The 12976-nt window shown below is 43.4% G+C and carries 12 protein-coding genes and 1 other RNA gene; 5 read left to right on the top strand and 8 right to left on the bottom strand.

Annotation, left to right across the window (positions count from 1 at the left end; genetic code table 11):
- The first annotated feature begins 235 nt into the window (after positions 1 to 235).
- The 3 genes from zapA (at position 236) to Xenpb_RS08035 (ending at position 1520) form a co-directional block, all read left to right on the top strand.
- Positions 236 to 541 (top strand): cell division protein ZapA, encoded by a 306-nt coding sequence (zapA, locus tag Xenpb_RS08045; protein WP_047963623.1) that lies wholly within the window; start codon positions 236 to 238, stop codon positions 539 to 541.
- Positions 542 to 690: 149 nt separating this feature from the next.
- A non-coding RNA gene (ssrS, locus tag Xenpb_RS08040) (6S RNA) lies at positions 691 to 874 on the top strand.
- A 49-nt stretch (positions 875 to 923) separates the two neighbouring features.
- Positions 924 to 1520 carry a 5-formyltetrahydrofolate cyclo-ligase gene (locus Xenpb_RS08035; RefSeq protein ID WP_187653841.1) on the top strand — a complete coding sequence of 199 codons (597 nt, stop codon included), beginning with the start codon at positions 924 to 926 and terminating at the stop codon, positions 1518 to 1520.
- A 60-nt stretch (positions 1521 to 1580) separates the two neighbouring features.
- Here the strand turns inward: Xenpb_RS08035 and serA are convergent, their stop codons facing one another.
- Together serA and rpiA are read right to left on the bottom strand one after the other, a co-directional pair.
- Entirely contained in the window at positions 1581 to 2822 is a 1242-nt protein-coding gene (gene serA, locus Xenpb_RS08030; protein ID WP_187653840.1) for a phosphoglycerate dehydrogenase, read from the bottom strand.
- A gap of 269 nt (positions 2823 to 3091) precedes the next feature.
- Entirely contained in the window at positions 3092 to 3751 is a 660-nt protein-coding gene (rpiA, locus tag Xenpb_RS08025; RefSeq protein ID WP_187653839.1) for a ribose-5-phosphate isomerase RpiA, read from the bottom strand.
- 277 nt (positions 3752 to 4028) lie between these two features.
- Here rpiA and Xenpb_RS08020 point away from each other — a divergent pair, with 277 nt between their 5' ends.
- Positions 4029 to 4934 carry a LysR family transcriptional regulator ArgP gene (locus tag Xenpb_RS08020; protein ID WP_187653838.1) on the top strand — a complete coding sequence of 302 codons (906 nt, stop codon included), beginning with the start codon at positions 4029 to 4031 and terminating at the stop codon, positions 4932 to 4934.
- Here the strand turns inward: Xenpb_RS08020 and Xenpb_RS08015 are convergent.
- The 5 genes from Xenpb_RS08015 to acnB form a co-directional block, all read right to left on the bottom strand.
- On the bottom strand, positions 4931 to 5665 hold the full coding sequence (locus tag Xenpb_RS08015) for an oxidative stress defense protein (protein WP_187653837.1): 735 nt from the start codon (positions 5663 to 5665) through the stop codon (positions 4931 to 4933). The two genes, Xenpb_RS08020 and Xenpb_RS08015, sit on opposite strands and share 4 nt — an antisense overlap.
- 172 nt (positions 5666 to 5837) lie before the next feature.
- The gene (gene argO, locus Xenpb_RS08010; protein WP_187653836.1) at positions 5838 to 6461 is read right to left on the bottom strand and encodes an arginine exporter ArgO; all 624 of its coding nucleotides are present in this window, start codon (positions 6459 to 6461) and stop codon (positions 5838 to 5840) included.
- A gap of 167 nt (positions 6462 to 6628) precedes the next feature.
- The gene (gene mscS, locus Xenpb_RS08005) at positions 6629 to 7501 is read right to left on the bottom strand and encodes a small-conductance mechanosensitive channel MscS (RefSeq protein ID WP_187653835.1); all 873 of its coding nucleotides are present in this window, start codon (positions 7499 to 7501) and stop codon (positions 6629 to 6631) included.
- A gap of 190 nt (positions 7502 to 7691) precedes the next feature.
- On the bottom strand, positions 7692 to 8063 hold the full coding sequence (locus tag Xenpb_RS08000) for a YacL family protein (protein WP_187653834.1): 372 nt from the start codon (positions 8061 to 8063) through the stop codon (positions 7692 to 7694).
- A gap of 149 nt (positions 8064 to 8212) precedes the next feature.
- Positions 8213 to 10810, bottom strand: coding sequence for a bifunctional aconitate hydratase 2/2-methylisocitrate dehydratase (gene acnB, locus Xenpb_RS07995; RefSeq protein ID WP_187653833.1), 2598 nt, complete (start codon positions 10808 to 10810; stop codon positions 8213 to 8215).
- A gap of 499 nt (positions 10811 to 11309) precedes the next feature.
- On the opposite strand from acnB, the gene Xenpb_RS07990 reads away from it, so the two are divergent.
- The gene (locus tag Xenpb_RS07990; RefSeq protein WP_187653832.1) at positions 11310 to 11450 is read left to right on the top strand and encodes a hypothetical protein; all 141 of its coding nucleotides are present in this window, start codon (positions 11310 to 11312) and stop codon (positions 11448 to 11450) included.
- Between the two features lie 17 nt (positions 11451 to 11467).
- Here the strand turns inward: Xenpb_RS07990 and lpdA are convergent, their stop codons facing one another.
- The gene (lpdA, locus tag Xenpb_RS07985; protein ID WP_187653879.1) at positions 11468 to 12895 is read right to left on the bottom strand and encodes a dihydrolipoyl dehydrogenase; all 1428 of its coding nucleotides are present in this window, start codon (positions 12893 to 12895) and stop codon (positions 11468 to 11470) included.
- Positions 12896 to 12976 lie beyond the last annotated feature (81 nt).

The raw sequence follows: 12976 nt of genomic DNA, 5'->3' as shown, positions 1-12976 counted from the left end.
ATGCTATGCTACCATCAAGGGGAGTCGCTATACCAGACAGCATACACCGATATAAGGAGGGGGCGCTTTTGGTATTGTACGGTAATGATTGGTGTCGGCCTTGTTTTTATACCAAAATTTACTTTATGCCCAATAGATTTCAAGTTGTTACTCAGCCAATAAAGCTACAATTTGAAGGATAAGGGCTATATGTCAAAATCAAGGTTTCGGCACAGTAATAAATCAGGAAGGTGTCATGTCTGCACAACCAGTAGATATTCAGATTTTTGGGCGGTCATTACGTGTCAATTGTCCACCAGAGCAGATAGAAGCATTGCAAGCTGCTGCTGAGGAGCTTGATCAACGTTTGCAAAACCTCAAAGAACGCACCAGAGTAACTAACACTGAGCAGCTGGTTTTTATTGTGGCGCTGAATGTTTGTCACGAGTTAGCACAAGAAAAAATGAAAACCCGTGATTATGCCTACAATATGGAACAAAAAATAAAAATGCTCCAGCAGACTATTGAAAACGCATTGTTAGAACAAGGTAAAATTACCTGATGTTCCACCTGTCAATAAACTCATTCTTGTTGATAAATCAGGCAGTAGTCACTATAGATGAATATAAGCAGTTGCTTTCTTCATTTAGTTCCATACAATAGGCTCCATAGCGTTGTTTAGAGCCTATTTAGCGTTTTAAGCAACAAAAAATTTCTCTGAGGTGTGCGTGAGCGGGGAAGTCCCCTGAGCCGATATTTCATACCTATAGAATGTAGTGCTCTGTTTCTTGTGAGCATGCTTGGCCAGACCAAGAAGCCTAATAGAAACGACTCTACGTTCACCTTGAACCAAGGGTTCAAGGGTTACCACCTGCAACGGCATCTTGGAGAACCCTAATTTTTATCTGTTTTGTATCCTTTTCTGCATTAAACAGGCAGGTATCATGCAATCAGATTCTTTTTTTTCTCTCCGAAAATCCATTCGAAAAAAAATTCGACAACTACGTCAAAGTTTATCCCCCGAGCAACAAGCGCAATTTGCCCTGCAAGCAGCCAAACAAGTCATGGCTCATCCGAAGGTTCTGCAAGCTAACAAAATTGCCCTGTATCTCTCTTTCGATGGGGAATTGGATACACGTCCATTAATCCAACAACTTTGGCAACAAAACAAGCAAGTCTATTTGCCAGTATTGCATCCTTTCAGCCGGAATCACTTACTTTTCCTGCGTTACTGTGCCGATACTCCCCTGATTCGGAATCAATTCAATATAGAAGAACCTTCGCTGGATATCCGGCAGGTTTTGCCTGTTTCTGAACTTGATGTCATGTTCATACCACTCGTTGCTTTTGATTGTACAGGGCAACGTTTGGGTATGGGAGGCGGCTTCTACGATAGGACTCTCGCAAAATGGCAACAACAGAACTTTTACCCGATAGGGTTAGCACACAATTTCCAGCTAGTGGAAACATTACCCAGTGCAAGTTGGGATATTCCTTTACCGGAAATTATTACACCAGAAAAAGTATGGCAATGGGCGTGAATCTTTAACTGATATAAGAGCTGTTAAATATTCAACAGCCCTTCTTTCACTCTTAGTGAATTAATAAAGCAACCGGGAACGGATTGTACCAGGCAAAGCTTTCAGTTGTTGCAATACCAATTCGGCTTCAGCAGTGCTCTGCGCTGTAATATCAATAACCACATAACCAATATCGCCTTCTGTTCGCAGATATTGTGCTTCAATATTGATTTCTTGAGCAGTGAACACTTGGTTGATGCTGGTTAAGATACCGGGACGGTTTTCATGGATATGCAGCAAACGGTTAGTATCTTTGGCATGAACAGGCAGTGAAACTTCAGGGAAATTAACCGCAGACAGCGTAGAACCGTTGTCAGAGTATTTCACCAACTTACCTCCGACTTCAGCACCAATATTTTCTTGGGCTTCCTGAGTCGATCCACCAATATGCGGTGTCAGTAATACATTATCAAATTTTGTTAATAACGAGATGAAAGGATCGCTGTTTGTTGCCGGCTCTTCTGGGAATACATCAATCGCCGCGCCAGAAATATGCCCGGTTTCCAATGCTTCACTTAATGCAGGAATGTCTATCACGGTGCCGCGTGAAGCATTTATCAAAATTGAACCTGGTTTCATCAATTCCAGCTCTGTTGCACCAATCATATTTTTGGTCGAAGCTGTTTCAGGTACGTGCAGGCTCACAACATCACTCATATTTAATAGTTCAGATAGATGATGGACTTGCTGTGCATTACCTAATGGCAATTTATTTTCGATATCATAGAAATAAACATTCAGACCAATACTTTCAGCCAAAATACCAAGCTGTGTACCGATATGGCCGTAACCAATAATGCCTAGTTTCTTTCCGCGAGCTTCATAACAACCTTTTGCCTGCTTATCCCATACACCTTTATGTGCTTTTGCATTCGCCTCAGGAATGCGGCGCAATAACAACAGCAATTCACCCAATACCATTTCAGCGACTGATCGGGTATTGGAGAATGGTGCATTAAATACAGGAATACCGCGTCTTGCTGCGGCTTTCAAATCAACTTGATTAGTACCAATACAGAAACATCCCACAGCAACCAATTTTTCCGCTGCGGAAAAAATTTCTTCTGTCAACTGAGTACGGGAACGGATCCCCACAAACCGAGCATCACGAATTGCTTCTTTCAGTTCTTCTGGTTCCAATGCCCCTTTATGATATTCAATATTGCTGTACCCAGCCGCTTTCAATTTGTCTACTGTGCTTTGATGAACGCCTTCCAGTAGCAGAAATTTAATCTTATCCTTTTCTAAAGATACCTTAACCATTTGCCCGCCCTAGTTGTACTAACTTTATAACGCCTATAGGTATCACCAAAATAACAAAAAAAACGACAACGGCAATACAATCGATTGCTTATATAACAGGATAAGAAACAGTAAATAAGTTGTTACACGAAGTAAAATAATTCGTTATAAGTCAAAAACAGGATCTTGAGTTTTTTTTAGGCGGTAACGTGATAGATATCACCAAATTTTCTTTTTTTTATAAATATAAAAATATTTTGGGGACAGAATATTCTGCCCCCAACAAACGATTATTCTTTAATCGTTCTGACACCGTCCGCGGTACCCACCAGCACTACGTTGGCACCTCTGTTGGCAAAAAGACCAACAGTTACCACACCAGCGATGCCATTGATTTTGTCTTCCCATTCAGCCGGCTCAACAATCGAAAGATTGTGGACATCCAGAATGTCATTACCATTATCAGTCACCACATTTTCACGATAAACCGGGGTTCCTCCTAACTTCTCCAGTTCACGGGTAACATAAGCGCGTGCCATTGGGATAACTTCAACCGGCAGTGGAAATTTGCCCAGGACATCCACTTGCTTAGAGGAATCAATGATACAGATAAATTTCTTTGCAACAGCAGCGATGATTTTTTCCCGGGTTAATGCCGCACCACCACCTTTGATCATTTGCATCTGACCGTTAATTTCATCTGCGCCATCAACATAAATATCCAAACTGTCAACATCATTGCAGTCAAATACGGGAATACCGAGACTTTTCAGCTTTGCAGTTGATGCTTCTGAACTAGACACCGCACCTTTAATTTTGTCTTTGATAGTTCCTAACGCATCAATAAAATGCGCTGCCGTTGAACCCGTACCAACACCAACAATTGTGCCCGGTTTAACGTATTCCAATGCCGCCCAACCTACTGCTTTTTTCAGTTCGTCCTGAGTCATATCAATCACAGCCTATAAACAGTTACAAGGAAAAATCTGACGGCTAGTATAAACAATATTACCTCGCTCCATGAAAAAATATGGCATAGTGCTACTTAGGCCACATAATGCTGTTTAGATCACAATGGTATTCAGATCGCAATGGTATTTGGATCGCAAGAATATTTGAATCGCAAGAGTATTGCTTAAGTCATGCGATGCTACTCAAGCCACAGAGCTACTTAGCCTAAAAAAATATATCCCACAAAAAGAGTAAAAACGGAGAACTTTATTTTCAATGAAACGTCCTGATTACAGGTCACTGCAAGCATTGGATGCAGTGATCCGAGAACGTGGTTTCGAGCGTGCGGCACAAAAACTTTGTATCACCCAATCCGCGGTATCCCAGAGAATCAAACAATTAGAAAATCTGTTTGGTCAGCCACTATTGGTGCGCACCGTTCCACCTCGCCCTACAGAGCAAGGGCAAAAGCTGCTCGCGCTATTGCATCAGGTAGAATTACTGGAAGCACAATGGCTCGGTGACGAAAATAGCAATGAGATACCGCTGTTGCTCTCCCTCGCGGTTAACGCGGATAGTCTGGCAACCTGGCTTTTACCCGCTCTCCATCCTGTTTTATCCGATTTACCCATTCGTCTAAATATTCAGGTGGAAGATGAAACCCGGACTCAGGAACGTTTGCGGCGTGGCGAAGTTGTTGGAGCGATTAGTATTCAAGCTCAGCCCCTGCCAAGCTGTCTGGTTGATAAGTTAGGTGCTCTCGATTATCTGTTTGTTGCCTCTCCAGAGTTCGCAGAGCGCTTTTTTCCTAATGGCGTTACTCGTTCAGCATTACTGAAAGCCCCTGCCGTGGCATTCGACCATCTGGATGATATGCACCAGGCATTCTTACAACAGAATTTTGACTTATCACCGGGTAGTGTCCCCTGCCATATCGTGAATTCTTCTGAAGCATTTGTGCAATTGGCAAGACAAGGTTCAACTTGCTGTATGATCCCACACTTGCAAATCGACAAGGAGCTGCAAGCTGGTGAATTAGTTGATTTAACGCCCGGACTATGCCAACGCCGCATGCTTTATTGGCATCGTTTTACCCCAGAAAGCGGGGCGATGAGAAAAGTCACTGACGCCCTGCTCAAACTAGGACGTCAGATGTTACGTCAGGAAGATGAAATTAATTAACGCTGTAATTCAAAAACCGCATCGACGTGATCAGAGAATTCAATGCCCTGTGGTTCATAAGTTTCACCGGCTGAATCTGCTGCTGGTGCTGCCATCAGGGCTGTCTGGTATTTCAGGCGGCTCATTGGCGCTGGCACGGCTTCAGGAGCACGGTAATTGATGCTATATACCGGGCCTAGCTTACCGTTGAACCCTTTTGCCAATGCAGTCGCTTGTGCAATAGCATTCTCAATGGCTTTTTGTCTGGCTTCATCACGATAACGTTGTGGATTCTCAACACTGAACTGCACCGAGTTAATTTCATTCAATCCAGCTTTCAGGGCACCATCCAATAATGTATTCAGTTGATCCAGTTTATGAACTTTTACTGCAACCGAACGCGAAGCTCTATAACCTGTGATTGTTGATTTACCAGTCTTTTGTTCATATTGATATTCTGGTTGCGTACGCAAATTGGCAGCATCAATATCTTTCTTTTCAATGCTATTATTTTTCAGAAAAGCAAAATATTTCGCGACACGCTCGTCCACTTTTTTCTTTGCATCTGCCGAGCTTTTTTGAGTTTCACTGACATGGATTATCAACGTGGCCATATCTGGCGTCGCTTTGATTACCGCATTACCAGAAGTAGAAATATGTGGGACAGATGGCAATTCAGAGGCAGAAGCAGCCATGCCAGAGAGGCTTCCCAGAGCCATCATCGCAGCCAGTACCAATGATTTACGTTTCACAAAACCTCCTTCAAATACAACAAAATTACATGAGTAAGGTGCTTTTCAGAAACATTAGCACACTATCTATGAACACACTATTTATCCATGAATATACTATTTATCCATGAACATACTATTTATCCATGAGCATACTACCCATGAACTTACTATCTATGAAGAAGTATTGAAATCAATAAAAAATCTGTAATCCTTGCTTAAGTAAGCCCCAAGCGATATACCACATCACACAACCAACAAAAACATTGATGATACGTTGTGATCGCGGTTGATTCAGTACAGGTGAAAACCACGCAGCCAAAAATGACAATGCAAAAAACCAACTGATTGATGCCATGACCGCGCCGAGGGTAAACCACGGCCTAAGCTCGATTGATAGTTGCCCGCCTATGCTTCCCAACACAACGAACGTGTCCAGATAAACATGAGGATTCAGCCAGGTCACCGCAAAGAGAGCTACTATAACCCGCCAACGGCTTTGGATGATATTTTCAGCAGAGGAGAGTTTAACTTCCGTCGATAGTGCTGTCCGAAAAGCCCCCCAACCATACCATAGTAAAAATGCGATACCACCCCATGTCACGGCTTGCAGCAAAAATGTCGATTGCCCAAGCAAAGCACTTCCGCCAAATATTCCCGCTGCAATGAGGATCGCATCACTAGTGGAACATAACGCGGCACTCATTAAATGGAACTGTTTTTTGCTTCCTTGCTGCATCACAAATACATTTTGTGGCCCAAGGGGAAGGATCATCGCGGCACTGAGAAAAAAGCCCTGTATGAATATCGAAAACATGCAAAAATTCCTAATAATTATTCAATTAGTTATGGTATCAGTGCATATTAGCCAATAATAGTATATTAGGGAAAATGAATGATTCTTATCCATCATTAGAAAAAATAATGGGAATTGTATCCGAATTTGGTGTGAGTCATGGAAATGCTCACACCAAGATCTTTTAATTATTCTTCCGTCTTTTTCTGTAAGGCGGTTTGTTGCTGATGCAAGTAAACATCCATTTGTGGGAATGGAATACCGATATTGTGTTTATCTAAAGTACGCTTAAAGTTTTCCATTAAATCCCAGTACACGTTCCACGCGTCACCGTTGGTCGTCCATACTCGCACAACAAAATTCAATGACGAAGGAGCCATTTCGTGCAGGCGTATAGTAACGCCTCTTTCATGTTGAATGCGTTCATCCGCTTGAATCACATCACCCAACACTTTTTTCACTTCATCAATATCTGCATTATACGCAACCCCCACCATAATCTGGGTACGGCGGTTAGGTTCACGGCTGGTATTGATAATATTGTCCGCAATAATCTTACCATTGGGGATCACGATGATACGATCATCTGCCGTGCGCAATGTCGTAGAGAAAATCTGCACCTGCACAACAGTTCCTTCCACAGCACCGATCATGACATATTCACCAGTACGGAGTGGGCGGAACAGCACCAGCAAAACACCAGCAGCGAAATTAGACAACGATCCTTGTAATGCCAGACCGACTGCCAAACCTGCCGCACCGATGACTGCAATCACAGATGCGGTCTGAATACCTAACTTGCCAAGAACTGCAATAATCGTAAATGCAATGACAGCGTAACGCATAATTGCGGATAAAAAATCAGAAATAGTGGCATCAACACCACGCAATGACATAACACGCCTGACGGCTTTACTGACTACCTTAGCGACAAATAAGCCAATGATAAGAATCAGGATGGCAGATACAACATTCACCGCATACTGAATCAATAGATCCTGATTGTTAGTAAACCAGCCCGCTGCTTTATCAATCTCATTTGACAGATTGATCTCTTCCATACAAAGCCCACCGTTATTGTTGGAACCTATCTCCATTCGGCTTTGTTAATATCCGGCATTGTTAATAGCCATAAGCACCACCGAAATACATAGGTTCCTGTTCAAAAAATAGAAAAGCCACTATCACAATACACCTATGTGATGAAATATCGATTATGGCAGAAAGCTATCATAGGTTGAACACTAATACTTATGTTTGATTTCTTTGCAAAATAAACTCTCTGTAATCGGCTAACATAACGATAAAATCGTCTGTGCCACAAAAAGCCAGACTTTCGTTATCATAGTAACTCATTCCTTCTTCTATCATCTCAGTGTCAAACTGGAGTTGATTAGCCCGGATCATGATTTCATCCTCGCTCATCAATAAAGTATACTCATGGCCTGCTAGCTGCCACTGACGTTCGCTGCCTTTAATATCCTTCAAAGCCACCGTGATTTTATCCAGTATGCCCAAATCACCTTTGACTTCTTCATTTAACCAATGGCCTACAGCTTCATGATCCATTGAAAAAGATGTTGTCACGTGACCAGTAATATCCTGCATAAATTCATATTCCATTACACACCTCCACTATCTTTTGCCTATGACTAACACGATTGGATTTTAAACATTTCTGATTAGCCCACCTCTGAAGTAGTCCACAAACTGACACAAAAACTGACATAAAAAAGGGAGGCCTTTGCCTCCCATTCATGCAATATACTTTTTTACACAGCGGTTTGGAAGATCACACCATCCGCTTTTTCTGTGTACTGATCCAATTGATCAAAATTGAGGTAACGATAAGTATCTGCTGCTGTTTCATCGACTTTATCCATGAACTGCAAATACTCTGCTGATGTTGGCAAACGGCCCAACAATGACGCCACCGCCGCCAGCTCCGCAGAAGCCAGATAAACATTTGCACCAGTACCGAGACGGTTCGGGAAGTTACGGGTAGAAGTTGATACCACAGTTGCACCATCTGCCACTCGCGCCTGATTACCCATGCACAATGAACAGCCAGGGATCTCAATACGTGCCCCACTCTTACCAAAGACGCTGTAATAGCCTTCCTCCGTTAATTGAGCGGCATCCATCTTGGTTGGTGGTGCAACCCACAAACGAGTCGGTAATTGACCTTTATGCTGATCCAGCAATTTGCCTGCTGCACGGAAATGGCCGATATTGGTCATGCAAGAACCGATAAAGACCTCGTCAATTTTGCTGTTAGCAACTTCTGATAACAACCGTGCATCATCTGGATCATTCGGCGCACACAAAATAGGTTCTTTAATCTCAGCCAGATCGATTTCAATCACCGCAGCATATTCAGCATCGGCATCTGCTTCCAGCAATTGAGGATCTTTCAGCCAGTTTTCCATACCTATAATACGGCGTTCCAGTGTCCGGCGATCACCATAACCTTCCGCAATCATCCATTTCAGCAATATGATATTTGATTGCAGATATTCAATGATTGGCGCTTTATCCAGCTTAATGGTACAGCCAGCCGCAGAGCGTTCCGCTGATGCGTCAGCCAATTCGAATGCCTGTTCAACTTTAAGTTCTGGCAAACCTTCAATCTCAAGAATGCGGCCAGAGAAGATATTTTTCTTACCCTTCTTCTCAACAGTCAGCAAACCTTGTTGAATCGCATAGTAAGGAATTGCATGCACCAGATCACGCAGAGTAATGCCAGGTTGCATTTTTCCTTTAAAACGAACCAATACTGATTCAGGCATATCCAACGGCATAACACCTGTTGCCGCAGCGAATGCCACCAGACCAGAACCAGCCGGGAAAGAAATACCAATTGGGAAACGAGTATGAGAATCTCCCCCTGTACCCACGGTATCCGGCAGCAACATACGGTTCAGCCATGAGTGGATAATGCCATCTCCCGGACGCAGTGATACCCCGCCACGGTTCATGATGAAATCAGGCAAAGTATGATGTGTGGTCACATCAACAGGTTTTGGATAAGCGGCGGTATGACAGAATGACTGCATGACCAAATCCGCAGAAAAGCCCAGACACGCCAGATCCTTCAATTCGTCCCGTGTCATTGGCCCTGTGGTGTCCTGAGAACCCACAGATGTCATCTTAGGCTCACAATATTCTCCCGGACGGATACCCACTGTACCGCAAGCACGGCCGACCATTTTTTGTGCCAATGAGAAACCGCGATCGCTTTTCGCAACCGCTTTTGCCTGACGGAATACATCACTGTGTGGCAAGCCTAATGATTCACGCGCTTTTCCAGTCAAACCACGACCGATAATCAATGGAATACGACCACCGGCACGCACTTCATCGATCAATACATCCGTTTTCAGTTCAAAAGTAGACAATAATTCATTGGTTTCGTGCTGACGGATTTCACCTTTATATGGATAGATATCAATCAAATCACCCATATTGAGTTTAGAAACATCAACTTCGATTGGTAACGCCCCTGCATCTTCCATGGTATTGAAGAAGATGGGGGCAATTTTTCCACCCAATACCACACCTGCACCACGTTTATTTGGTACAAATGGAATATCTTCTCCCATAAACCACAATACGGAGTTAGTTGCTGATTTACGGGAAGAGCCTGTACCGACAACATCACCAACGTAAGCCAACGGGTAACCTTTTTTAGCCAGTGCTTCGATTTGCTTAATCGGGCCCACGACTCCGGCTTGATCGGGTTCAATACCTTCACGGGCATTCTTAAGCATTGCCAGAGCATGCAGAGGAATATCAGGGCGTGACCAAGCATCAGGCGCAGGGGAGAGATCATCGGTGTTCGTTTCACCCGTGACCTTGAATACAGTCACTGTGATTTTTTCTGCCAATTCGGGGCGTTCAAGGAACCAGTCAGCATCAGCCCATGACTGAATAATCTGTTTGGCATGAACATTACCCGCTTTTGCTTTTTCTTCCACATCATAGAAGCTGTCAAACATCAGCAAAGTATGAGAAAGCGCTTTCGCCGCAATAGGTGCCAATTTTTCATCATCAAGGGCATCAATTAAAGCGTGAATGTTATACCCACCTTGCATGGTTCCCAGTAATTCAATGGCTTTTTCTGCTGTAACAAGTGGTGAAGTTGTTTCACCCTTCGCAATAGCAGCAAGGAAACCCGCTTTAACATAAGCGGCCTCGTCTACACCAGGGGGAACGCGGTTGGTCAGTAGATCTAACAGGAAATCTTCTTCACCTTTAGGTGGGTTCTTCAGTAATTCGACCAGCGCTGCTGCTTGAGCTGCGTCTAATGGCTTAGGGACGATGCCTTGAGCTGCACGCTCGGCTACGTGCTTGCGGTATTCTTCTAGCACGACTTTCTCCTCGCTCTCATTGTCATTTTATATACCCGGCTGTCTGCACCCGGTAATGATCATCCAAAACGATCATCTAAAATAACCTTCTAAAACAATCATCAAGGGTGCCAGGTCAGAGGATTTTGCTCGCATAACATCATAATTATGCTCAGCTTCGGGCATTTAGCATACCAAAATTTGAATGACATGTTAATTCATTCACATAAAATCAACATTACACAGTGATAAAATTCTAGATAAATATCATTAAAAGGAGTATTTATAGATGGATATGCTATTTTTTTCTATTGAGACTCGAAAATACTTTAATTTCCCTCTGAATTTTTACTGAATGCACTGACTTTCCATGCTCATCTTTTTCTTAACAGTATTTCTGATCACTGTACACAGTTCAACAAACTTTCAATATCAACAAATAAGTAATACTTCACATTTTATCCCAAAAACCAGAAGCCATTCCAAAGCTAATGCCAATACCGTTTGAAAGGATATCATTATGCTTAATAGAGAAGAACATGACGCTACAGTAGGTGCAGGCTATAATTCTGCAATTATTATGGAAGAGAAATATTACCCTGAATATCAAGCTAAAACGGCTCCCAATATGGAAGCCGCTTATTATCACTGCAAAAAATAATGCAAAAACCTAATGCGTTATTTCTTTTTCTTTGCCTTAGGGTTTGGCAAGTCAGTAATGCTGCCTTCGTAAATTTCCGCAGCCATACCGATTGATTCATACAGTGTCGGGTGAGCGTGGATAGTCAGAGCGATATCTTCTGCATCACAACCCATTTCGATAGCCAGACCGATTTCACCTAGCAGTTCACCGCCGTTAGTACCAACAACAGCACCACCGATAATGCGGTTAGTTTCTTTATCGAAAATCAACTTAGTCATACCATCTGAACAGTCAGATGCGATTGCACGACCAGATGCTGCCCATGGGAAAGTCGCGGTCTCATAGCTGATACCTTTTTCTTTCGCTTCTTTCTCAGTCAGGCCAACCCATGCCACTTCTGGCTCAGTGTAAGCGATGGATGGAATAACTTTCGGATCGAAGTAGTGTTTCTTACCAGAAATAACTTCAGCAGCAACGTGACCTTCGTGAACACCTTTGTGTGCCAGCATTGGCTGACCAACGATATCGCCGATAGCGAAGATGTGAGGTACGTTAGTACGCATTTGTTTATCCACATGGATAAAGCCGCGATCATCAACTTCAACGCCCGCTTTGCCAGCATCCAGCAGCTTGCCGTTTGGTACACGACCGATAGCAACCAGAACTGCATCATAACGCTGTGGTTCAGCAGGTGCTTTTTTGCCTTCCATTGTTACGTAGATGCCATCTTCTTTAGCTTCTACTGCGGTCACTTTAGTTTCCAGCATCAGGTTGAACTTCTTGCTGACACGCTTAGTGAACACTTTAACAATGTCTTTGTCCGCAGCAGGGATCACTTGATCGAACATTTCAACCACGTCGATCTGAGAACCCAGAGCGTGATAAACAGTACCCATTTCCAGACCGATAATACCGCCTCCCATTACCAGCAGGCGTTCCGGAACAGTTTTCAGTTCCAGAGCATCGGTAGAATCCCATACGCGAGGATCATCATGTGGAATGAATGGTAGCTGAATTGGGCGTGAACCCGCTGCGATAATGGCATTATCAAAATTAATTGTTGTTGCGCCGTTCTCGCCTTCTACTACCAGAGTGTTAGCACCAGTAAATTTACCAACACCGTTAACAACGTTAACTTTACGGCCTTTAGCCATGCCGCCCAGACCACCTGTCAACTGAGAAATGACTTTTTCTTTCCAGAGACGGATCTTATCGATATCAGTTTGTGGCTCACCAAACACGATACCGTGTTGTGCCAGCGCTTTTGCTTCTTCAATCACTTTTGCTACATGAAGCAGCGCCTTGGATGGGATACAACCCACGTTAAGGCAAACACCACCCAGAGTGGAATAACGTTCAACCAGAACAGTTTCCAAACCTAAGTCTGCACAACGGAAAGCAGCAGAATACCCAGCAGGGCCTGCTCCAAGCACCACTACCTGGGCTTTAATTTCAGTACTCATCATGACCTCTTAATTGTTTGTCCGGCGGGTCAGACGAAAAAAAACCATATTCCACCGGGACGTACACACCGCGAGCAGTTT

Source organism: Xenorhabdus sp. PB62.4 (genome assembly GCF_014467285.1).
Lineage (GTDB): Bacteria > Pseudomonadota > Gammaproteobacteria > Enterobacterales > Enterobacteriaceae > Xenorhabdus.
This window is presented reverse-complemented; position numbering and strand designations above follow the sequence as displayed.